20 protein-coding genes are annotated in these 21,315 nt (G+C 62.0%); 16 read left to right on the top strand and 4 right to left on the bottom strand.

Annotation, left to right across the window (positions count from 1 at the left end; genetic code table 11):
- Positions 1–24 precede the first annotated feature (24 nt).
- The 7 genes from QQK18_RS15405 (at position 25) to QQK18_RS15375 (ending at position 7,673) form a co-directional block, all read left to right on the top strand.
- Positions 25–1,809 carry an ABC transporter substrate-binding protein gene (locus tag QQK18_RS15405; protein WP_284341242.1) on the top strand — a complete coding sequence of 595 codons (1,785 nt, stop codon included), beginning with the start codon at positions 25–27 and terminating at the stop codon, positions 1,807–1,809.
- A 70-nt stretch (positions 1,810–1,879) separates the two neighbouring features.
- Entirely contained in the window at positions 1,880–2,878 is a 999-nt protein-coding gene (locus QQK18_RS15400) for an ABC transporter permease (RefSeq protein ID WP_284341241.1), read from the top strand.
- A gap of 9 nt (positions 2,879–2,887) precedes the next feature.
- Complete coding sequence (locus tag QQK18_RS15395; RefSeq protein WP_284341240.1) at positions 2,888–3,799, top strand: ABC transporter permease; 912 nt, start codon at positions 2,888–2,890, stop codon at positions 3,797–3,799.
- A 4-nt stretch (positions 3,800–3,803) separates the two neighbouring features.
- A complete protein-coding gene (locus QQK18_RS15390) occupies positions 3,804–4,856 on the top strand; it encodes an ABC transporter ATP-binding protein (RefSeq protein WP_284341239.1) in 1,053 nt (350 codons plus the stop codon).
- A complete protein-coding gene (locus tag QQK18_RS15385) occupies positions 4,840–5,850 on the top strand; it encodes an ABC transporter ATP-binding protein (protein WP_284341238.1) in 1,011 nt (336 codons plus the stop codon). The genes QQK18_RS15390 and QQK18_RS15385 overlap by 17 nt, the downstream gene beginning before the upstream one ends.
- Before the next feature lie 7 nt (positions 5,851–5,857).
- Positions 5,858–6,820 (top strand): mannonate dehydratase, encoded by a 963-nt coding sequence (locus QQK18_RS15380; RefSeq protein ID WP_284341237.1) that lies wholly within the window; start codon positions 5,858–5,860, stop codon positions 6,818–6,820.
- Between the two features lie 10 nt (positions 6,821–6,830).
- Positions 6,831–7,673, top strand: coding sequence for an NAD-dependent epimerase/dehydratase family protein (locus QQK18_RS15375; protein WP_284341236.1), 843 nt, complete (start codon positions 6,831–6,833; stop codon positions 7,671–7,673).
- A gap of 97 nt (positions 7,674–7,770) precedes the next feature.
- On the opposite strand, the gene QQK18_RS15370 is transcribed toward QQK18_RS15375, so the two are convergent.
- Both QQK18_RS15370 and QQK18_RS15365 read right to left on the bottom strand, forming a co-directional pair.
- Positions 7,771–8,454, bottom strand: a complete 684-nt coding sequence (locus tag QQK18_RS15370) for a winged helix-turn-helix domain-containing protein (protein WP_284341235.1) — start codon at positions 8,452–8,454, stop codon at positions 7,771–7,773.
- Positions 8,455–8,518: 64 nt separating this feature from the next.
- Complete coding sequence (locus tag QQK18_RS15365) at positions 8,519–9,652, bottom strand: mandelate racemase/muconate lactonizing enzyme family protein (protein ID WP_284341234.1); 1,134 nt, start codon at positions 9,650–9,652, stop codon at positions 8,519–8,521.
- A 76-nt stretch (positions 9,653–9,728) separates the two neighbouring features.
- On the opposite strand from QQK18_RS15365, the gene yihU reads away from it, so the two are divergent.
- Positions 9,729–10,610, top strand: coding sequence for a sulfolactaldehyde 3-reductase (gene yihU, locus QQK18_RS15360; protein WP_284341233.1), 882 nt, complete (start codon positions 9,729–9,731; stop codon positions 10,608–10,610).
- Between the two features lie 3 nt (positions 10,611–10,613).
- Here yihU and QQK18_RS15355 read toward each other — a convergent pair whose 3' ends face one another.
- Positions 10,614–11,654 (bottom strand): LacI family DNA-binding transcriptional regulator, encoded by a 1,041-nt coding sequence (locus tag QQK18_RS15355; protein ID WP_284341232.1) that lies wholly within the window; start codon positions 11,652–11,654, stop codon positions 10,614–10,616.
- A 68-nt stretch (positions 11,655–11,722) separates the two neighbouring features.
- Here QQK18_RS15355 and QQK18_RS15350 point away from each other — a divergent pair, with 68 nt between their 5' ends.
- The 5 genes from QQK18_RS15350 (at position 11,723) to QQK18_RS15330 (ending at position 17,371) form a co-directional block, all read left to right on the top strand.
- Positions 11,723–13,153: an aldehyde dehydrogenase family protein gene (locus tag QQK18_RS15350; protein WP_284341231.1), complete on the top strand. Its 1,431-nt coding sequence runs from the start codon at positions 11,723–11,725 to the stop codon at positions 13,151–13,153.
- A gap of 4 nt (positions 13,154–13,157) precedes the next feature.
- Positions 13,158–13,913, top strand: coding sequence for a glycerophosphodiester phosphodiesterase family protein (locus QQK18_RS15345; protein ID WP_284341230.1), 756 nt, complete (start codon positions 13,158–13,160; stop codon positions 13,911–13,913).
- A 90-nt stretch (positions 13,914–14,003) separates the two neighbouring features.
- Positions 14,004–15,563 carry an ABC transporter substrate-binding protein gene (locus tag QQK18_RS15340; protein ID WP_284341229.1) on the top strand — a complete coding sequence of 520 codons (1,560 nt, stop codon included), beginning with the start codon at positions 14,004–14,006 and terminating at the stop codon, positions 15,561–15,563.
- Between the two features lie 60 nt (positions 15,564–15,623).
- The gene (locus tag QQK18_RS15335; protein WP_284341228.1) at positions 15,624–16,547 is read left to right on the top strand and encodes an ABC transporter permease; all 924 of its coding nucleotides are present in this window, start codon (positions 15,624–15,626) and stop codon (positions 16,545–16,547) included.
- Positions 16,548–16,549: 2 nt separating this feature from the next.
- Positions 16,550–17,371 (top strand): ABC transporter permease, encoded by an 822-nt coding sequence (locus QQK18_RS15330; protein ID WP_284341266.1) that lies wholly within the window; start codon positions 16,550–16,552, stop codon positions 17,369–17,371.
- A 51-nt stretch (positions 17,372–17,422) separates the two neighbouring features.
- On the opposite strand, the gene QQK18_RS15325 is transcribed toward QQK18_RS15330, so the two are convergent.
- Positions 17,423–18,283 carry a LysR family transcriptional regulator gene (locus QQK18_RS15325; protein WP_284341227.1) on the bottom strand — a complete coding sequence of 287 codons (861 nt, stop codon included), beginning with the start codon at positions 18,281–18,283 and terminating at the stop codon, positions 17,423–17,425.
- 108 nt (positions 18,284–18,391) lie between these two features.
- Here QQK18_RS15325 and QQK18_RS15320 point away from each other — a divergent pair, with 108 nt between their 5' ends.
- The 3 genes from QQK18_RS15320 to QQK18_RS15310 are packed head-to-tail and all read left to right on the top strand — an operon-like array spanning position 18,392 to position 21,223.
- Positions 18,392–19,264 carry a metallophosphoesterase gene (locus QQK18_RS15320; RefSeq protein ID WP_284341226.1) on the top strand — a complete coding sequence of 291 codons (873 nt, stop codon included), beginning with the start codon at positions 18,392–18,394 and terminating at the stop codon, positions 19,262–19,264.
- Positions 19,251–20,261, top strand: coding sequence for an ABC transporter ATP-binding protein (locus tag QQK18_RS15315; RefSeq protein WP_284341225.1), 1,011 nt, complete (start codon positions 19,251–19,253; stop codon positions 20,259–20,261). Before QQK18_RS15320 ends, QQK18_RS15315 begins: the two co-directional genes overlap by 14 nt.
- Positions 20,261–21,223 carry an oligopeptide/dipeptide ABC transporter ATP-binding protein gene (locus QQK18_RS15310; RefSeq protein WP_284341224.1) on the top strand — a complete coding sequence of 321 codons (963 nt, stop codon included), beginning with the start codon at positions 20,261–20,263 and terminating at the stop codon, positions 21,221–21,223. Before QQK18_RS15315 ends, QQK18_RS15310 begins: the two co-directional genes overlap by 1 nt.
- Positions 21,224–21,315: the final 92 nt, after the last annotated feature.

Genomic DNA, 21,315 nt, shown 5'->3' with positions numbered 1-21,315 from the left:
CGGAAAGAGGGAGAGAGCTGACTGATGATCAAGTTGCACACTGTTGCCGCAGCGGTGGTTTCGCTGGGGCTGATCGGGGCGCCGGTAGCAGCCGTCGCCCAGACCGGAGCGCCACCGCCGACGGAGATCGCGCCGGCATCGTTGCCGGACGTGCCGCGCAACCAGACGCTGAACCTGGCGTGGGGCGTTTCGGCGTCCTCCTCCATCGGCACAACCAACCCTTGGGTGCTGCCCGGCTACACGCATCAGGAAGGCAATAACCTCCTGTTCGAGCCGCTGATGTATTTCGGTATCTACAAGAACGAGTTCATTCCATGGCTGGCCGACAGTATGGAATATACCAATGACGACTTTACCGCCCTCGAGATCAAGCTCAACCCGATGGCGAAATGGTCCGACGGGGAGCCGGTCACGGGCGACGATGTGGTCTATACCTTCGAAGGTCAGCAGAAATACGAGACGCTGCCGTATCACACCCAGTTTGCCGACCTGGTGGATACCATCACCGCCACCGACGAGTACACTGTCGAGGTGACCTTCAAGCAGCCCGCGCCGCGTTTCAAGTTCGAGGTGCTGACCGAGAAGTTCGATACCGGCATTCCGATCGTGCCGGAGCACTGGATGTCGCAGCAGGAAGACCCGACCAAGGCCCCCGGCCTTGATGAGATCCCGCATTCGGGCCCCTACAACATCGTTGCGTGGAATACCAATCAGAAGATCCTCGACCTGCGGGATGACTGGTGGGCCGTGGAGGCCGGCCGTATCGAGCAGCCGGCGGTCAAGCGCGTCGTTGTGGTGAACATCCTCAACCAGCCGATCGACACCGTGGCCCAGCGCCTGGTCAACAATGAGTTCGACTCCTCGGTCGACATGCGCGCTCAGATCATCGGCAACATCCTGCAGCAGAACCCGGAAATCCAGTCCTGGACAGGGACAGAGTCGCCCTACGGCTATCTGGATTGGTGGCCGAATTCGCTGTGGATGAACACTCAACTGGAGCCTTACAGCGACGTTCGCGTACGCAAGGCCATCAGCCTCGCCATCAACCGCGACCTTATCAACGAGGTGCTCTACGAAGGCGCCGAGATCGCCACGATCTATCCATTCCCGCTCTACCCGAACCTGCAGGCATTCGCCGATTCACCAGAGGTCAAGGCCGAAGAGGAGAAGTACAGCCCCTGGACCTTCGATCCGGACCAGAGCGCTGCGCTCATGGAAGAGGCCGGTTTCACCCGCAGCGGCGATGGTCTCTGGGAGAAGGACGGGCGGACGCTCGACGCGACCATCCAGGCTTTTGAAAGCATCCATGGCGACATCGCCCCGGTGCTCGCCGAAATGCTGCGTCAGGCAGGGTTCGATTCCAACGTGAACTTCGGTACCGACGCTTACCAGAACATGGTCGATGGAAAGGCGGGTTTCTACCTGTTCGGCCATGGCGCCAGCCTCTTCGATCCGTTCGAAGCGCTGAACCTGTTCCACGGCAAGTATTCGAGCGCCATCGGCTCGTCGGCTGGCAACAACCGGTTCTCGCGTTACGCGAACGCAGAATACGACGCCCTGCTCGACGACATCCAGTCACTCGACTCCGACGATCCCAAGTTCATCGAAGGAGCGGCAAAGGCACTCGGCATCTACTGGCGCGACGTCATCGACGTACCGGTGATCCAGTGGCTCCACCGCATACCGTACAACAATCACTATTGGACCAACTGGCCGAGCGCCAGCAATGAGGGCATGGGTATCAACGGCGCCTTCTGGGCTCATACCGGCATGCTGGTCATCACCGGTCTCCAGCCTTCCGACAACTAGTCTTCCGATCCTCCCGGGGTGCGCGCTTTAGGTGCGCGCCCCATCCATCAAGTGCATCGGGAATAGTCCAGTGAGCATTCGGATCGTCGCGAGACGCCTGTTATTCTTCGTCCTGGTTGTGTGGGCCGCCTCGACTATCGTCTTCTTCATTCCACGCCTTTCACCGCGTAACGCTATTCGCGAGCGATTTGGGGAACTGGCACGTACCGGCGGCTTCTCGCCGGGCGACATCGAAAAGCTCATCGCGTCCATGCAGCAGCAGTTCGGGCTCGATAAACCGCTCCTGGAGCAATACTGGCAGTACCTGGGCAACATCGTGCGCATGGATTTCGGCTATTCACTGAGCCGCTATCCAATGACGGTCACTGATGTGATCGGCCAGTCCTTGCCCTGGACGATAGGCCTGCTGCTGGTCACTACGGTGCTCAGCTTCGTCCTCGGCACTGTCCTCGGGGCGATCTCTGCCTGGCCCAAGGCGCCGGGTTGGATGCGCACCGTCGCAACGCCGTTCATTCTCCTGACCGGCGTCCCCCCCGTCATCATGGGCATCCTCCTGTTGTTCTTCATCGGGTTCCGCCTCAATTGGCTGCCGCTCGGCGGCGCCTATTCGGTGGGCCTAGTGCCCAACTGGTCCTGGACTTTCTTTCTCGATCTCATGGAACACCAGATCCTGCCGGCGCTGGCGTTGATCCTGGGCTCGGTGGGCGGCTGGGTCCTTTCCATGCGCGGCATGGGCATCACCATACAGGGCGAGGACTACGTGAACTTCGCCGAGCACAAGGGACTGACCAGCCAGCGCATCTTCCGCGACTATTACCTGCGCAACGCCCTTCTACCGCAGGTGACCGGCCTTGCCCTGGCGCTGGGCACGGTCGTGACCTCGGCGGTGATTGTCGAAGGGCTCTTTGGTCTGCCGGGCATCGGCACGGCGCTCAATCTTGCCATCCGCGCCAATGACTTCCCGGTCATCTACGGAATCGTTCTGTTCATCACCATTGCCATCGCGCTGCTCATGACGCTCCTCGAGTTCGTCTACCCGCTGCTCGATCCGCGGATCCGCAACAACTAGGGGACCGCAATGACGCTCGCCAACATGACCCCCACATCGGTTGCCGGCACGATCAGCCGGCCGTCGCGCCGAACGCTGACCTTGCGCTACATCAGGCGCAACAAGGGCCTCGCCATCGGCTTGGCCATCCTTGTCGTCCTCGCCCTCTTTACCATTATCGGCCTTCTGGTCATCGACCCGAAGAAGGCCTACCCGCTCTCGGCCGCGCTCAAGCAACCGCCGAGCCTGAAATACCCCTTCGGCACCGATTTCTTTGGCCGCGACCTCTTGGCTGCAATGGTGGTCGGAACCTGGCAGACCGCGTTCATCGGCGTGCTTGCCGGCGGGATCGGCACCCTGGTCGGGGTGGTGCTCGGGTTCATTGCCGCCTATTTCGGCGGCTGGATCGACGCCGGCATCCGCACGATTTGCCAGATCCTGACGCCCATCCCGGTGTTGCTGATCCAGGTGGTGGTGGCTGGCTCGCTCGACAAGCGCGACGTCACCATTGTCACCATGGCCATGATCGTTGCCATGCTGGCCTGGATGGGGCCGACGTTGGTGATCCGTGCCCAGGTGCTGACCATGAAGGAGCGGCAGTTCGTGGCCGTCGCCAAGCTCTCGGGCGTGTCGGACATGGGGATCATCTTCAAGGAGATCCTGCCCAACCTTCTTCCGTTCATCGCCGCCGCTTTCGTCGGGCAGGTGTTCGGCGCCGTGTTCGCCTCGTTCTATCTGGCGGTGCTTGGTCTCGGGCCGCTGCGCGAACCACTCCTGGGCAACATCATCTGGGCAGCTCAGAGCCAAGGGGCATTCTTTAATGGCTGGTGGTGGTGGCCGCTGGAGCCCGCCTTCGCGATGATCCTGATCCTGGGCGCTCTGGCACTGGTGAACATGGGTCTCGACGAGTTGGCCAACCCCCGCGTGCGAAAGACGGAATAGTTCGATGACCTTCTTTTCAGTCAATGGCACCGCTGCGATCCGGCGCGATAACCGGGCACAAGCCGCGGCCGACCCCGGACCGGTGTTGCAGGTCAGCAAACTCGAGGTGACCTATTACACCGACCTCGGACGCGCCAAGGCGCTCGATGACGTGAGCTTCACCCTCGAAGCCGGGCAGAAGCTCGGCATGGTGGGGGAATCCGGATCGGGCAAGAGTACCCTGGCCCTTGCAATGATGCGCATGATCAAGCCACCGGGCCGGATCGAAGGCGGCCAGGTGTTCGTCGGCGACACCGAGTTGATGAGCCTCAGCGAAGACGGCATGCGCCGCGCACGCCTCAACAAGGTCGCCTATATCCCGCAAGGTGCGATGAATTCGCTCAACCCGGTGATCCGGATCGGGGCGCAGATGGTCGATGCGATAAAGGCGCACATGCCGCAGGAATCGCGCAAGGCCATCAACGACCGATGCGTGCACGCCCTGCGCTCCGTCGATCTCGATCCCGGGGTCTTCCACATGTACGCCCATGAATTGTCAGGCGGCATGAAGCAGCGCGTCTGCATTGCCATTGGCATCCTGCTCGAGCCGCAGGTCATCATTGCCGACGAGCCGACCAGCGCGCTGGACGTGGTCACCCAGCGCCAGGTCATGGAGACCATCGATCGGGTGCAGGACCAGATCAATGCCGCCGTGATCCTCATCGGCCATGACATGGGACTGATGGCCCAGTTCGTCGATAAGGTGGCGGTGATGTATGCGGGCCGGCTGGTGGAAGTCTCGAGCGTGCGCGAGATGTTCACCGATCCGAAGCACCCCTATGCGCGAGCGTTGATCTCGAGCCTTCCCAATCTCGACAACAAAGGTGTTTTTCGGGGTATTCCCGGCCTCGCGCCATCGCTGTTGCAGCTGCCAGGCGGCTGTGCCTTCCACCCCAGGTGTCCTTACGCCATGCCCGCCTGCACATCCGACCGCCCCGAGGTGCTGACGCTGGAGCATGGGCGTCGCGTCGCCTGCCATCTCTTCGATGCGGAGGCCCCCCATGGCCAACCTGCTTGAGCTTCGCAACGTCTCCAAGATCTATACCCGCGGCCTGACCCACGCGCATCCCACCGTTGCCCTGCGGGATATGTCGCTCACCCTCAAGGACGATGAGCCGACCATACTGACGGTTGCGGGAGAGAGTGGCAGCGGCAAGACAACGCTGGCGATGCTCTTGCTGGGGTTCATCGACCCGACCATGGGCGAGATCCTCTACAAAGGCCGCAACATCACGAGCCTTACGGGTGCCGAGCGTCTTGCCTATCGGCGCGAGGTGCAGGCGGTGTTCCAGGACCCTTTCGCGGTCTTCAACCCCTTCTACACCGTCGATCATCTGCTGACGGTCCCGATCCGCCAGTTCAAGCTGGCCCGCTCGAAGGTGCAAGCGCGCAGCCTCATGGAAGAGGCATTGACCGCCGTCGGCCTGCGCCCGGAAGACGTGCTGGGCCGTTTTCCGCACCAGCTTTCGGGCGGGCAGCGTCAGCGCATCAATGTCGCCCGGGCATTGCTGCTGCGGCCACGGCTCCTCATCGCCGACGAGCCGGTTTCGATGGTGGACGCGTCGCTCCGCGCCAACATCTTGGAGACGTTGCGAAACCTGCAGCGGGACTATGGTGTCTCGATCATCTACATCACGCACGACCTTACGACGGCGTACCATATCGCCAAATCCATCATCGTCCTCTACCGCGGCAGCGTGATGGAAGCAGGCGATGTCGATGCGGTGATCAAATCCCCGCAGCACCCTTATACGCAGCTCCTGGTCGACTCCATTCCCTGGCCCAATCTCGATCAGCGTTGGGGCGAGCATCCGATCATCGCGCGTGAAAGCGGAAGTACCGGCAGCTCGGATGCCTGTCCGTTCATGTCGCGCTGTCCCAAGGCGATGGATATCTGCAAGGCCCGCCCGCCTCTCTACCAGATCACTGCTTCCCAGGTGGCAGCCTGCTACCTCTATGACAAGCAGCCCGAGCTGGTCGCCGAGCGACTCTCCGAACTTCTACCGGCCTGAGAACACGATGCTTGAGATTGCCGAATTCATCAGCCCGACGCCATCGCCGGTATGGAAGCTTGCGCTGCAAGCAGGCGTCAACCTGGCCGTGGGTGGCCTGCCCTTCGACACGCTTCGGCCCGGCGAAAAGGTGGGCGATCTGTCGCCGCTCACGCGCATGAAGCTGGGTTACGAGGAGGCCGGGTTCGACCTGCGCGTCATTGAAGCGCGACCGCCGCTCAACAGAGCCAAACGGGGCCTGGAGGGGCGCGACGAGGAGATTGATGTCGTCTGCACGCTCATCGAAAGCATGGGCAGGCTCGGCATCCCCGTCTGGTGCTATGAGTGGATGACCGACTTCAACTGGGTGCGCACCAATATGGCGACCCCTTCACGAGGCGGTTCGGTGGTCACCAGCTTTAATATCGACGACGTGCCGGAAGATCTCACCAGCAATCCGCCGATCAGCGAAGATGAGCTCTGGAGCAACCTCGACTACTTCCTCCGCCGCGTGCTGCCTGTGGCGGAGAAAGCTGGAGTGAAGCTCTCCATGCACCCCGACGACCCGCCGATCACGCCTATACGGGGCGTCAGTCGGATCATGCGCACGGTCAAGAACTTCGAGCGCCTCCTGGACCTAGTGCCCAGCCCGATGAACACCATCACCATGTGCCAGGGCAACTTCACCTTGATGACCGACGAACTGCCGCGGGTCATCCGCCAGTTCGGCGACAAGATTTCCTTCGTCCACTTCCGGGACGTGCGCGGCGTTTCGGAACGATTCGAGGAAACCTGGCATGACGCCGGCAAGACCGACATGCTGGCCTGCATGCGCGCCTACCGCGACATCGGTTTCGATGGGGTGCTGCGTCCCGATCACGTGCCGACGGTCGAAGGCGATAGCAACGACAATGCCGGCTACTCCGCCTTCGGGCGGCTCTATGCCATCGGCTACATTCGAGGCCTGCGCGAGGCCGTCTACGCTCAATAGGTCATCACCCATGAAAATCGCAGTCACCGGAGCCAGCGGCGGTATCGGCCGCGCCATTGTGGCGGAAGCCGAACGGCGCGGCCACGGTATTGTCGGCATTGACCGGGCGGAACACCCGGACGTTGCCGCCAACGACAAGCGGCGCTTCATCCTTGCCGGCATGGAGAACTATGAAACCCTCGTCGATGCACTGGCCGGCTGCGATGCCGTCATCCACATGGCGGCAATTCCCTCACCGGGTCGGCACCCCGACCACGTGGTGCACAACAACAATGTGGTCGGGAGCTATAATATCCTCCAGGCGGCGGCGGAGAACGGCATCAAGCGGATATGCCAGGCCTCGAGTGTCAATGCCATAGGCCATTCGTACAGCCGCAAGCCCCGCTATGACTACTTTCCTATAGACGAGAAGCATCCGAACTACAGCGAGGATCCCTACAGTCTTTCCAAGTGGATTTGCGAGCAGCAGGCCGATTCGTTCGTGCGGCGATATCCCGACATGGTGATCGCCAGCATGCGGTTTCACTTCGTATGCGACGACAAGTCGATCGCCCTGCGCTACCTGGGGCCGCATTCGGACGCAACCAAGCACCTCTGGGCGTACACACGGCGAGATGCGGCCGCGGATGCCTGTCTATTAAGTCTGCAGGCGCCATTCACCGGGCATGAGGTCTTTTATATCGTTGCGCCGGATACGACGTCGGATACACCCAGCCGAGAACTCGCCGCGCAGCACCTTCCGGAGGTGCCGCTCGAGGACGGGTGGAACGCGCACCGCAGCTTTTTCGACTCCAGCAAGGCAGAGCGGATGCTCGGCTGGAAGCATGGCAATGTAGATCCCAGACGGCTCTGATCGCACGTCCCGCGGGGTTTAATGCAGCGCCAGGTGTACCCTCAATGGCCACTCTCGGTCGGGGAAACGTCAGTCGCAGTACTGCACCCGTCACTGCCTAAGCGACGAATGAATAGCCCAGGCCGCGCACGGTCTGGATCGCATTGTCTGCTGTTGTTCCTCGCAGGCAGCTGCGCAGGCGGGCGATGTGAACGTCCACGGTCCGTTCGTTGATGTAGACGTCCGAGCCCCAGACCTGGTCGAGCAGCAATGCGCGCGGCATGATGCGTCCGGAATTCTCCATCAGCTTCATCAGCAGGCGGAATTCGACCGGCGACATCTTGAGTTCCCGCCCCATATACTGGACGCGGTGGGTGAAGCGATTGAGCTCGATGCCACCTAGCCGCAAGGCTTCCACAATCAGATGCGGCCTGTGACGCCGGACCACAGCATTGACATGGGCCAGAAGTTCGGAAGTGGAGACCGGCTTGGTCAGCACATCGTCCGCTCCGGTTTCCAGGCAACGCACTCGCGCGGCCTCGTCGGTTCGCTCGGTCAACATGATAATCGGCAGTTGTGCGGAATCACGGCGCAGGCGCAATTGCCGGCACAGTTCAATGCCCGAAGCATCGGCCAGGCGCCAGGCGAGCACCACCAGGTCAGGTGGCAGTTCGCTGATCTTCAGTTTGGCTTCGTCCGCCCTCTCGGTGACGTCGACGATATCGCCATTGTGCTCGAAGTGGTCGTAAATCGCGCTGGTGAATTCAGCATCGGTATCGATGACAAGGATACGCAAGGTCATTGGTGATCGGGCATTTCAGGGCTGTGCATTGGCTTGCCGGCTAGACTGCGGCCAAAAGTGGTGGCTAGACAACCCCGAATGGGGCCAGCGCGCCAATGTCAGGCTCGACCCCAAGCCCTACGCCTTTTGGGAGCCTCATCATGCCACGTTCGAAGTCCGGCCCGGGCAACAGGGCAGGGCGCAGCGGGTTGACGTTTATATCCACCTCCAGCGCTCCATCGCTGCCTGAGCTTGCAAGCAGGTGCGCGGACGCGATCAGCCCGATGCCCCCACCCAGCCAGTGCGGGCAGTAACGGTGTCCGGTTGCGAGAATGCGCTGGACCACCGGCAGGCCGCACGAGAAGCCGCCCCATTTGGCAATGTCGGGCTGAACCACTCGCAGGTGCCCGGCAGAAAGGACCGCTTCGAACTCCCTCAAGCCGCGGATGTTTTCGCCGGCCGCCAGCGGAATCTCCGAGGCTGAACGAAGCCTGCCCCAGTCGTCGAGGCTGGAATCGGCGGCGATGGGCTCCTCGAGCCAAGTGAGATCATAGCGGGCGAGGACCTCCAGCATGGCGAGTGCTTCGGTCAGGCTCCAACCCTGGTTGGCATCGGTCATCAGGATTTCGCTCGTCGACATGTCCGCGCATATCGCATCGAGATTGCCGATGTCGGTGGCTTCACCAAAACCAACCTTGAGTTTAAAGGCGGAAAATCCTTCGTCCCGGGCGCGCGCAACGGTCTGGCGGGCGTCGTTGGGGTTGATGCCGCTCGCATAGCACGGGACGGCATCGGGCGTTTCACCGCCCAGCACGGCGGCAATCGAAACCCCATTGCGACGGGCCACCATGTCCCAGATGGCGATGTCGATACCGGCAAGGCACTGGGCGAGGGGACCCGCCTCACCACTTTGGATCGAAAGGGTCGCAAGGGCCTTCTCGAGCGAGCCAAAGGCCAGTTGCGGCGTCTCGTAGCTACGCTCGGTCATGAGCGGGGCAAATACGCTGGTGATCAGCCGCGCACGATGTTCGGCGCCGACGGCGGGGAAATTGCACCAGACCTCGCCCCAGCCATGGGAGCCGCTGCGATCTTCGACCCGAATGAGCAGCATGGGCCGGTCCCGCATGATGCCGAAGGAGGTTTGCACCGGGATCTCGATCGGCGCGCGGAAAACCATTGGCGTGATGCCGATCAGGTCCACCGAGAGATCATGAGACATTTTCCACTCATCTACTTGACATATGTTAGCGCTATCATATCCTCAAACGGTACATATGCAACGGGTCGGGATCACCATGAGCAGGGTAGCTTTCATCGGCGTGGGAACCATGGGCGCGCCCATGGCGGCCAACATCGCGCGCGGCGGACGTGCGGTCGTTGCGTTCGACGTGAATACGGAGGCGGTGACGCGGCTCGCATCCGTTGGCATCGAAGCGGCCAATAGCGCGGCGGATGCTGCCCGTGGTGCCGATTTCGTCATCACCATGCTGCCCAACTCTCAACATGTAGAGGCGGCGGCATTCGGTCCAGATGGCTTTGCGGCACACATGGCCACAGACGCCATGTATATCGACATGAGCACCATCGCCCCGTCCAAGACCGACAGTATCGGCGCGAAGATGGCCGAATATGGCGTCGCCGTGGTGGATGCGCCGGTCGGCCGCCAACAAAGCCACGCAGTCGCGGGCAAGCTGCTCATCATGGTCGGCGGCACGGCCGAGCACTTCGAGCGGGCCAAGCCCATCCTGTCGCTGATGGGTGATACCATCATTCACTGCGGTGGCCGCGGCGCCGGCTCACGCATGAAGGTGGTCAACAACTTCATGTCCATCGCTCTCAACAGCCTCTCGAGCGAGGCGCTGGTGCTGGCCGAGAAGTCGGGGCTCGACCCCGAGCTCGCCCGCACCGTGATGCTCGGCACCGTCGCCGGCCAGGGCCATTTCGGCAGCACCTATCCGGCCAAGGTTCTTCAGGGTGACGTTGGCCCCGGCTTCATGATCGATCTCGCCCACAAGGACATGGGTCTTGCCATGGAACTGGGCAGGGATCTCGATATCGATCTCAGCACTGGCCAGGCGGCGCTGAAGGCATACGATCTGGCGCGGACCGACGGCCGCGGTCGTGAGGACTGGACCGCGATCTACCTCTCCGCCCGGGCCGCGGCCGGATTGAAATAGCGTTCAGCGTTCCCGGCGCGTCGACTCGCGCTCCATGATGGTGAAATCGAGCTGCACCCGTCGCCCGGTCTCCGCGTTGTCGAGCCGGGCGAGCAACATCTGCGCGGCGCGAGAGCCGATTTCGTAGCGCGGTACGGCGACAGTCGTGAGGCTAGGCACTATCTCGGCCGCGATCTCGAGATCATCGAAGCCGGCAACACCGAGCCGCCCCGGCACCGCGATGTTGCGTCGACGGCATTCCAGCAGGGCGCCTGCGGCGAGAATGTCGTTTGCGAAAAAGATCGCATCGGTATCCGGATGGGTCTCGAGAATATTGACCAAGGCCTCGGCGCCGTTCCGAAGACTGAACGCTGCCTCGCGCTCCGGTGCCGGTTGGCGCAGGCCGAAATGAGCGATTGCCTTGCGGAATCCCTCCAATCGGCCGAGGGCCCGATCGTTGTCCTGAACCGGCGCCACTACCAGTGCGAGATCGCGGTATCCGGCGGCCACGAGATGCTCGACCACGGCAAAAGCCGCGGCTTCGTTCGAGAAGCCAACCTGCATGTCGATGGGGAACTCGGCGCTCGTCCAGGTTTCGACCACCGGCACCCCACTGCGCTCGAGCATGACATGGGTGCGGTGCGCGTGAGTGCTGCCGGTCAACACCAACCCACTCGGGCTCTGCGCCAGCAAGGCGGCGACCAGGTCGGCCTCGGCATCGAGCGAATAGCCGCTCTGGCCGAGCAGGATCTGGTAGCCGGCCCCTGACAGCACGTCGCCGAGCCCACGGATCTTGTCGGCGAAAATGGAATTGGTCACCGTCGGAACGATCACGCCCACGGTCTTGCTGCGGTTGGACGCCAGGCTCCCCGCCAGCCGGTTGGGGATATAGCCGGTCTCCTCCACGGCCTTCAGTACCGCCACGCGGGTCGTCTCGTTGACCTTCTCGGGCGTGTTGAGCGCTCTGGACACGGTGATCGGCGACACGCCGGCGCGGCGCGCGACCTCTTCTATGCGCACCTTGTTGGAACCAGATCGCGGCGCTCGCTTGGAGCGAGGGGCCATATTGACCTCCCAAGTATGTTAGCGCTATCATTCGCCATTCCAAGTGGGTCATAGGGGAAATACAGGCAATGGCCAAGGCCGCTGCAAGTTATCGGTTCGGCAATGGTGCAGGGGAGGCATTCGAGACGCGCAATCCCGCCCATCCGGATCAGGTCGTGGGCATTTATGCATCTTCGACCCGCGAGGACGTCGAGCGGACGCTCGAAGGTGCTGCCATCGCGCAGCGATCCTGGCGCGCCAAGCCGCAGGCCGAGCGCAACGCGATCCTCTCCGGTTTCCTGGACACGCTCGAGCGCCGCACCGACGATATCGCTACCGCCATCACTCTCGAGCAGGGCAAGCCCACGGCTGAAGCGCGGGCGGAGGCCGGCAAATCCATCGGTGAAGCGCGAACTATGCTGAGCCACGCCCTTGCGGTGGGCAGTTCGCAAGCCGCCGCTGCGCGTCCGGGCTTCCGCAACATCGTCAGCCGTCGTCCGCGTGGGGTCATCGCGGCCATTTCCCCATGGAACTTCCCCATCCTGACACCGATGCGCAAGGTTGCGCCGGCGCTGGCCTTCGGCAATGCCATCGTGCTCAAGCCATCGGAATATACTCCGGCGACCGCCGCGATCATCGAGGAATGTGCCCGCGAGAGTCTTCCTGCCAACCTGCTGAGCCTCGTTTTCGGCGGTGGTGCGGTGGGCGATCAACTGGTCCGGGACCGGCGCGTACGTGGCATCACCTTCACCGGCTCGGTCTCAACCGGCAGGAAAATCTATGCCGCCGGCGCCGAAAATCTCGTGGAACTTTCTCTCGAACTGGGTGGCAAGAATGCTGCTGTGATCAATGACGTGACCGATCTGGATGCGGCCGTCGACCAGATCGCCGGCGCGGCTTTCCAGTGTGCCGGCCAACGCTGCACCGCCATCAGCCGGATTCTTGTTCATACTCGCTTGAGGGATGCCGTCACCGAGGCCGTGAGGCAGCGTGCCGAGCGGCAGGTCCTGGGCGATGGCTTTGCCGCGGGCGTCACCATGGGCCCGCTCTCCCATGCCGCCCAGCTGGAAAAGGTTGCCAGCATGGTGGCGCAGGGCAAGGCGGACGGAGCGCGCATCGTCACGGGGGGTGATAAGGTCAGGCCGGCCTCGGCACCCGAAGGCTATTTCTATGCCCCCACCGTCCTTGCAGACGTGCAGCCGGGCAGTGCTGCGGCGCTCGAGGAGATCTTCGGGCCCGTGATCTCCATCCTGTCTTACGAAACCGAGGATCAAGCCTTCGAGATTCTCAACTCAGTCGGTTATGGCCTCACCGCGGCTCTCTTCTCGAACCAGCTGGGCATGGTCGAACGGTTCGTCGCGCAATGCGAGACGGGCATGCTGCATGTCAATCACGGTACGATTCCCGACAATCACATGCCCTTCGGCGGCATCAAGGACTCGGGCGTCGGCGCATATTCGGTAGGGCCGTCTTCGGCCGCGTTCTACACCACCGAGCATTCGGTCTACGTGAAGGCTTAGGACAATGGTCAAGATATTGGGGCATCGCGGGGCCAGGGGTCTGTGGACGGAGAACACGCTGGCAGGTTTCCGCAATGCGGCGGATCTGGGCGTCGATATGGTGGAGTTCGACGTCCACCTGAGTTCGGATGGTGTGCCTTTCGTCATGCATGATGCGCTGCTCGACCGTACAAGCCACGGCACCGGTGCGATCAGCCGGCACTCGGGCGAGCAGTTGCGTCGGATCAAGCTCCGCGACAGCGACGAGACCGTTCCCACGCTCGATGACGTGCTCGACCTTCTTGCGCCCACCTCGGTGGAGTTCGCCATCGAGATCAAGACCAATATCGATTGTGCACCATATGACGGCCTCGAAGCCCAGATCATTGCTGGGGTGGAACGCCGTGGTCTGCTGCATCGGACATGGATCCTCAGTTTTGTGCCCGATTGCCTCGAGCGCGTGCGGGCGCTTTCGGCAGATGTCGGCCTGCAGGCGTGCCTCTGGCGGCAACAGGCCGATCAGCAGGGCGGTCTGGCACGGGCACTCGATCGGCTTGTCGGCATCCCAGGCGCCATCGCGGCGGTGCAGGAAGAACTCTTCACACTCAACGAAACGCTTTGCTTCAGCCGTATGCCGGCGGAGCGCATTGCCGTGGGCATCAACAATGTCCCTTCCCGCCTGCAGTATTGGCTGAACCGGCCGGTCCGTCACTTATCGACCGATCGGCCGGACATTGCGCTGGCTATGCGTGATGAGGGTCGGGATGCATCCGAGTATTAGCATTGCTAATACTCCGTCACGTTAAGGTGGCCGAGACAGGCTAGCTTTCGGGAGAAGGGCCGGTCGGGAACGGGCCCGGAAGGAGGAAACATGAATAAGACCAAGGCCATTGCCGCGACATTGGGTGCGTTTGCATTTATGACTGCAATGCCCGTACAGGCCCAGGACGACAGGCCTGTGCTGACCATCGGTGTCCAAACACTGCCACAGGGCTTCGACCCGTCGATGAATATCTCGAACACCGGCCAGCGCGTTACGGCATCCATTTACGACAAGCTGATCGCTCGCGCGTACTGGGAAGGCGAGAATGGCGATGGTGCCAATCTCGTACCATCCATTGCCACCGAGTGGCGTCAGGTTTCGGAAACCGAGTGGGAAGTCGACATCCGCACCGACGTGGTCTTCCATGACGGCACGCCCATGACGGTCGAAGACGTCGCCTTCTCGTTCGGCAGCGACCTGATGTGGGGACCGGAACGCATCTACAAGGCGGGAACCACCTACTACGGCACCTTTGCCGATGTCAGCGTCATCGACGACGACACGGTCAAGTTTACCACCACAGCCCCCGACCCCATCTTTCCGGCACGCTTCACATCGCCCCTGGGCATGGTGGTGCCAAAGGCCTACTTCCTCGAAAACGGCATGGAAGCGTTCAACCTGGCGCCGGTCGGTACGGGGCCCTACAAGCTTGCGGAATACAAGCCCGGTGAAATCATACGCCTCGTCTCCCATGACGAATATTGGGGCGGTCTGCCGCCTGCCCAGGAGATCATCTTCCGCGAGATTCCCGAAGAGGCCGGCCGCATCACCGGGCTGCTGAACGGCGAACTCGATATGATCGTTTCGATCACGCCGGACCAGCAGGCCGTCATCGACAATTCGGGTGTGGCAACAGTGAAGGCCGCGGTGATCGACAATTCACGTGTCGTCGCACTCAATACCTTCGAGCCGCCGATGGATGATCGGTATCTGCGCCAGGCGCTTGTCTGGGCCATCGATCGCGAGGCCATCGTCGAGGCCCTGTGGGGCGGGCAGAACCGTATTCCGCACGATTTCAACTTCGTCAGCCATGGCCAGGACTTTCTCGCGGATCGTCCCAACGAGCACTACGATCCCGAAAGGGCCAGGGAACTGCTCGCCCAATCCGACTACAATGGCGAAGACCTGATTTTCCGCATCCAGGCCGGCTACTATGCCAATTATGAGCAGGTCGCCCAGGTCCTCCAGCAGCAGTGGCGGGACGTCGGAATCAACGTGACACTCGAAATCCGCGACAACTTCGCCGAGGTCACAGCACCCGGCAAACATATGTTCGCGCATTCCAACGGGGTTCAGATTCCCGATATCACGCATCCGATCGTCAACATCTACGGTCCAGAAGGTATCCGTACCCGGCCCGATGCCGCTGGCTACAGTTGGGATCCGACGCCCGAGTTCCTCGATCTGATCGTCCAGCTGGAAACCACTGTCGATCATGCCGAACGCATCGCGGTCTTCGAGCAGGTCCTCGACATCCTGGACGAAGAGCGGCCACAGATCGAGTTGTTCCAGGCCATGGAGTATTACGGAATCCGGAACGGCATCGACTGGAAGCCCTATTCGTTCTGGCCGATGGATTTCCGCTCCTACAATCTGAGCATTGATTGAGTAGTACGGGCGCCGGGCCGGCCGCAGCCGGCCCGGCGCCCGGGATTTGAAAGACCTGCCGTGTTCGGTTCCTTTTTCCTGCGCGCCGCCCGCATGCTTGCAACGCTCTTTGTCGTAGCGGTTGCGGTATTCATCATGATGCGCTTTTCGGGCGATCCGGTCTCTGTCCTCGCGGGCCCCGATGCGACGCCCGAGCAGATCGCTGAACTGAGCGCGCGCTGGGGGTATGACCGTCCGATCCCGGAGCAGTTCATCACCTACATGACCGGGATCATGAGCGGAGATTTCGGCCTTTCCGTTCGCAGCTACACGCCGGCCGCCGAAGTTTTCCTGGAGCGCGTGCCGGCAACGCTTCTGCTAGGACTGACAAGCCTCGCCTGCGCCGTTCTCATCGGCATGCCGCTCGGAATCGTGGCTGCGGTCAACCAGCACAGCGCCTATGACCGCTTCGTTATGGGGCTTTCCGTGCTCGGTTTCGCCATGCCCAATTTCTTTCTGGGTATCCTGCTCATTCTGTTGTTCTCGCTTCATCTGCATCTGCTGCCCAGCTTCGGATCGGGATCCTGGCAGCATCTAGTCATGCCGACGGCGACCCTGGCGCTTTCAAGCGCCGGCGCGATTGCACGCTTCGCGCGCTCGTGCATGCTCGACGTGCTCAACCAGCCCTACATCGCTTCGGCTCGGGCAAGGGGAATCAAAGGGTTGAGGCGCACGGTCATCCATGCGCTGCCCAACGCGTCGATCCCGATCGTCACCATTCTCGGCCTGCGCTTCGGTGACCTCATCGCCGGCGCGATCATCGTCGAGACGGTTTTCGCCTGGCCCGGGGTCGGCCGGCTCCTCGCTGCCTCCGTCGCTTCGCGCGATCTTGCCGTCGTTCAGGTGATCGTGTTGTCGACGGCCCTTACCATGATCATTGCCAATCTCGCGGTCGACCTGCTCTACGGCGTGCTCGACCCGCGCGTGCGCAGGAGCGCGCAGTGAAGATGGCCCCCTTCATCCGTGTCGCCGCAGGTTTCCTGATCCTGATGGCCGTGCTCGCTGTCGGAGCCGACCTCCTGGCCCCTTTCGATCCGCTGCGCACAAACCTGCTCGCACGACTGCAGCCGCCCGTTTTTGCCGGTGGCTCCTGGGTCAACTGGCTCGGCACGGACGAACTGGGCCGCGACACCTTCTCGCGACTGCTGCACGCCTTGCGCACCAGTCTGCTGATCGCCGCGATCGGCACCCTGATCGGCGCCATCATCGGCACGACCCTCGGGTTCGTGGCCGCACACTACCGTGGCTTGACCGAACACGTGATCATGGCCGCCGTCGATTTCCAGGCTGCGGTGCCGTTCATCATCCTGGTGATGTTCGTGCTGGCTGTACTCGGCAACAGCATGGTGGTGTTCCTGGTGCTGATCGGCTTTGCCGGTTGGGAGGTTTATACGCGCCTCGCCCGCGGCCTCGTGCTGTCGGCGCGGCAGCGGAACTATGTCATGGCGCTCGAAGGGCTCGAGATGAGCTGGCCGCGCATCTACGCCAAGCATGTGCTGCCCAATATCGCGAGCGCCATCATCGTGCAGCTGACGCTCAACTTTCCGGCCACCATTCTGCTGGAGACCGGTCTGAGCTTTCTCGGTCTCGGCGTGCAGCCCCCCAATACCAGTCTTGGCCTTATGCTGGGCGAGGGCCGCAACTATCTGCTGCAAGCCTGGTGGCTGTCGGTGATCCCCGGCATGACCATCTTTGTTACCACGCTCTCGATGAGCGTGCTCGGGGACTGGCTGCGTGATCGCCTCGATCCGCTGTCCCAGGCGCGCTAGCCATTGTTGGACGGCTGCCCACCACAGCGTCTATCTCAGACAGGCAGCCCGCTAATCCATGCATTCGAAGAAGCCCTTGACGATGCCGGTGTTGCGCGTATCGGCATTGCACGCCGCGACCACCAGATAGGGTTCGGCAAGTTCGTCGACTTCGATGCTCCGCAAGCTTCGCGCCAGTGTCGTGGTATCCTGCGACGTGAAGGTCACTCCCAGCCCGTGGTATACTGCTTCAACTGCCATTGCGGTCGAACTCACCACCATCACATCGTTGAAGCTGATCCCGAGGCTTGCCGCGTTCGATTCCAGCCGCCATCGCGCAAAGGAGCGCGTGCTGGGCAGCACGATGTGATGGTTGGCCAGCTCTTTGATGGAGATGGACTTGCGGTCGGCCAGTGGATGACCGTCCGGCACCAGCGCCACGTGCTGTCGCCGCTCGATCGGCCAGAGATAGAGGTTCTCCGTGTTCTCGGGCTCAGGCATGATCACGACGTCGGCCTCGCGCTCCCGGATGATTTCCTCGCATTTGCGCCAGTTCGCGCTCTCGAATGTGAGATCGATGCCCGGATACCGCTCACGGAACCGCCGCATGTAGATGAGGGCGGGATTGCTGGCGGTCCCCACCACGCGCAGCAAGCCGTGTTCGAGCCGGGTGAACTCGTTGATGCGTTCTTCGAGTTGCACCTGCAGCAGACCCATTTCTTCTGTAACGCGATGGATGCGCCGGCCGGCGGGCGTGAGCACCAGACCCGCTCTCCGACGTTCCAGCAGGTAGGCACCGACGATCGCCTCGAACTTAGCAATGTTCTGGGTGACGCTCGACTGGGTTACGCCGAGCGCCTCCGCCGCCTTGGAAAAGCTGCGATGCTTGGCTGCGGCGTTGAAGGCAACGATCTGATGCAGATTGATCTTCATAGGCCTGCCATGGTGATGGTTGCATTACGTTTTCTAATATTACTTAACATTACGACTACATGTCGGCGCTAGCTTCAGATCGATAGCATAGGATGCTGACCCTTGAATATGTTGAAGTTTATCCACCTCACCGACCTCCATCTCACGGCCAATGGTGAGCGTGCCGCTGGATATGATACTTATGCAAATACCGATCGTGCCCTGAGCCATGCGCTGGACCTGTTTCCGGATGCTGCATTCGTTGTCATCACCGGCGATATTGCGAACTGGGGAGAGTATGAGGCCTACCGTCGGCTGGAGCGGCGGCTAGAGTTGGTCCCTGTGCCCGTCTTCCTGATGATCGGCAATCACGACAACCGCGACAATTTCTTCTCGGTCTTCGGTCGGCGCCACCCGTTCGCTTTCCCTTATGCGCAGTACCGGCAGGCGGTGGCGGGGTACGAGCTTGTCTTCCTCGATACCCAAGGCGTGGGGTCGCATGCCGGGCGGCTGAGCCCCGAGCGACTGGCCTGGCTCGACGAGACCCTTTCCAGCTCCGGGAGCGAGGTGCTGCTGTTCATGCATCATCATCCCGTCGAACTGCATGCTCCGGCGCTCGATGCCAAAGGACTGACCAATTGGTCCGAGTTCCACACCGTGCTCGCGCGGCATCGCGGCAAGATCCGTCATATTTTCCACGGCCATTGCCACATCCTGTTGCAGGGCAATGTGGAAGGCGTCTCCTTCACCGGTCTGCGTTCGATGTCCGACCAGGCCTATACCGATCTCAAGCTGTCCAAGGCCGCCCGGCTGCATGCCGAACCGCATTATGGTGTCGCAGTAGTGACACCCAATTCTGTTGTCGTGCACTTGCAGGAGTTCAATTATTCGGGGCCCCTGCTTGTTCGAGAGCGGCAGCGCTTCGAGGATTTCATAGGTCTTTGCGCCGAACGTGGGGTAGCGGTGCCGGGAGAGGAGCCATCTGCCGATGCCGGAACATAGAGCAGTTTCCGGCTCAGCGGCTGCCGTACCGGCGTTGTCAATATCCGGTCTCTCCGTTGCCCTGGGTCCGGGATCCGACGCCACCAGGATCATTCACGACGTCAACCTGGAGGTCGCTCGCGGCGAGTGCGTCGGCGTCGTCGGCGAGAGCGGTTGCGGCAAGACCGTCAGCTTCCTGGCAACGCTGGGTTTGCTGCCGAGCGTGTTGCGGGTCTCGGGCAGTGCCAAGCTGGCGGGCGAAGAAATACTGGGCATTGGAGAGAAGCGTCTCGAAAAGGTGCGGGGCCGCAAGGTCGGCATGATTTTTCAGGATCCGCAATCTGCGCTCAACCCTGTGCGGACCATCGGTGCGCAGGTGATGGAGCCCTTGCGGCGGCACCTCGGCATGTCGGCGAGGCACGCAGAGGAGCGCGCTCTCGAGCTGTTGTCGCTCGTGGGCATCCCCGCGGCGCGCGACCGTCTCAAGGCCTATCCCCATGAGATTTCCGGGGGTACCTGCCAGCGCGTGATGATCGCCGTTGCGCTCGCGTCAGAACCAGAGGTGCTGATAGCCGACGAACCGACAACGGCCCTCGATGCGACCGTGCAGCTCCAGGTTCTTGATCTGCTGCGCTCCATCCAGGAGAAGACCTCGCTGTCGATCGTCTTCATCACCCATGACCTGGGTGTGGTTGCGGAGATCTGCAATCGCGTCGTCGTCATGTATGCCGGGCGCACCATCGAGGCGCAGAACATCCCGAAGGTGTTTGAGGAACCCGATCATCCCTATACGCGCGCGCTGCTCGATTGCCTGCCGGCGCTCGATATCGATGGTGCGCCGCCGCGCGCGATCTCCGGCGACGTGCCGATGCCGGGGCGCGCGCCTCCAGGTTGTCCCTTCCATCCCCGTTGCCCGCGTGCCAGCGACATCTGTCGTGAAAAGGTCCCGGTGATGCAATCGATGGGGGCGGGGCAGCAGGGCGTTGCCTGCCACCATCCGCTGCAGGGACACGCATGATGGCTGAAACCGCTTTGCTCGAGCTCAAGCAGGTCTCCAAGAGATACGCTCTGTCGGGCGGTGGCCTGTTCGGCAAGGCGCGTTCGCTGCGCGCGGTGACCGATATCGATCTCGTCATCCGGCCCGGCCGCTCCGTGGGTCTGGTTGGAGAAAGCGGCTGCGGTAAGTCCACGCTTGCCAAGATCGCCGCCGGTTTCGTTCCGCCCTCTTCGGGTTCGGTGATGGTCAAGGGCCAGCCGCAGCGCGACAGCAAGGGGCACATCATGCCGGGCCGCCGCAAGGTCCAGATGGTGTTTCAGGACCCGTTGGCAGCGCTCGACCCGCGCCTCACCATCGGCGCACAGATCGAGGAAGCCCTCGTTCTTGCCTCCGGCAGCAAGGAGAGGCTGGCAGAAAGACGCGACGACTTGCTGCGCAACGTCGGTCTCAACCCGGAATTCGCGACGCGCTTTCCGCACGAGTTGTCGGGTGGGCAACGACAGCGCGTCGTCATCAGCCGTGCCCTCGCGGCAGAGCCGGAGCTCCTGGTCTGCGACGAACCTCTCGCGGCTCTGGACGTGTCGGTTCAGGCGCAGATTCTTGCGCTTCTCGATGAGTTGCGGCGGTCCATGGGGCTGACGCTTCTCTTCATCTCGCACCAGCTCTCGACCGTTCGCTACCTCTGCGACGAAGTGGTGGTAATGTATGCCGGCCGGATCATCGAGCAAGGGAAGACATCAGGTATCTACGAGACACCGCGGCATCCCTATTCGACCATGCTGCTCGCCACGGCGCTCGATCCACGCACGCGACGCAAAAGAGAGGGAGCCATTGTCGGAGAGGCGCCGAACCCCATTGCGCTGCCTTCCGGCTGTCCCTTTCATCCGCGCTGTTCGAAAGCCGATCCGGCTTTATGCATGAATGAGCGTCCGCCCCTACGTGCGCTCGATGGAGGTCGCCTGGCTGCCTGCCACTTTGCCTAGTCCTTAGCGACGTCGCGTTGAATCCGGGAGTTGTCGCAGGAGCGCTCATGCGCTGCCGCCGATGTCGGCCGGATCGGTGGCAGATGTATTAA

Source organism: Devosia nitrariae (assembly GCF_030160115.1).
GTDB classification, from domain to species: Bacteria; Pseudomonadota; Alphaproteobacteria; order Rhizobiales; family Devosiaceae; genus Devosia; species Devosia nitrariae.
Note: the sequence above shows the minus strand (reverse complement) of the source record. Positions and strands in the feature narration are given on the sequence as shown.

Bases quoted from the DNA above. Each gene is read 5' to 3' on its own strand.
- QQK18_RS15405 (WP_284341242.1), top strand. From the start codon at position 25: ATGATCAAGTTGCACACTGTTGCCGCAGCGGTGGTTTCGCTGGGGCTG.
- QQK18_RS15395 (WP_284341240.1), top strand. From the start codon at position 2,888: ATGACGCTCGCCAACATGACCCCCACATCGGTTGCCGGCACGATCAGC.
- QQK18_RS15390 (WP_284341239.1), top strand. From the start codon at position 3,804: ATGACCTTCTTTTCAGTCAATGGCACCGCTGCGATCCGGCGCGATAAC.
- QQK18_RS15385 (WP_284341238.1), top strand. From the start codon at position 4,840: ATGGCCAACCTGCTTGAGCTTCGCAACGTCTCCAAGATCTATACCCGC.
- QQK18_RS15380 (WP_284341237.1), top strand. From the start codon at position 5,858: ATGCTTGAGATTGCCGAATTCATCAGCCCGACGCCATCGCCGGTATGG.
- QQK18_RS15375 (WP_284341236.1), top strand. From the start codon at position 6,831: ATGAAAATCGCAGTCACCGGAGCCAGCGGCGGTATCGGCCGCGCCATT.
- QQK18_RS15370 (WP_284341235.1), bottom strand. From the start codon at position 8,454: ATGACCTTGCGTATCCTTGTCATCGATACCGATGCTGAATTCACCAGC.
- QQK18_RS15365 (WP_284341234.1), bottom strand. From the start codon at position 9,652: ATGTCTCATGATCTCTCGGTGGACCTGATCGGCATCACGCCAATGGTT.
- yihU (WP_284341233.1), top strand. From the start codon at position 9,729: ATGAGCAGGGTAGCTTTCATCGGCGTGGGAACCATGGGCGCGCCCATG.
- QQK18_RS15355 (WP_284341232.1), bottom strand. From the start codon at position 11,654: ATGGCCCCTCGCTCCAAGCGAGCGCCGCGATCTGGTTCCAACAAGGTG.
- QQK18_RS15350 (WP_284341231.1), top strand. From the start codon at position 11,723: ATGGCCAAGGCCGCTGCAAGTTATCGGTTCGGCAATGGTGCAGGGGAG.
- QQK18_RS15345 (WP_284341230.1), top strand. From the start codon at position 13,158: ATGGTCAAGATATTGGGGCATCGCGGGGCCAGGGGTCTGTGGACGGAG.
- QQK18_RS15340 (WP_284341229.1), top strand. From the start codon at position 14,004: ATGAATAAGACCAAGGCCATTGCCGCGACATTGGGTGCGTTTGCATTT.
- QQK18_RS15330 (WP_284341266.1), top strand. From the start codon at position 16,550: ATGGCCCCCTTCATCCGTGTCGCCGCAGGTTTCCTGATCCTGATGGCC.
- QQK18_RS15325 (WP_284341227.1), bottom strand. From the start codon at position 18,283: ATGAAGATCAATCTGCATCAGATCGTTGCCTTCAACGCCGCAGCCAAG.
- QQK18_RS15320 (WP_284341226.1), top strand. From the start codon at position 18,392: ATGTTGAAGTTTATCCACCTCACCGACCTCCATCTCACGGCCAATGGT.
- QQK18_RS15315 (WP_284341225.1), top strand. From the start codon at position 19,251: ATGCCGGAACATAGAGCAGTTTCCGGCTCAGCGGCTGCCGTACCGGCG.
- QQK18_RS15310 (WP_284341224.1), top strand. From the start codon at position 20,261: ATGGCTGAAACCGCTTTGCTCGAGCTCAAGCAGGTCTCCAAGAGATAC.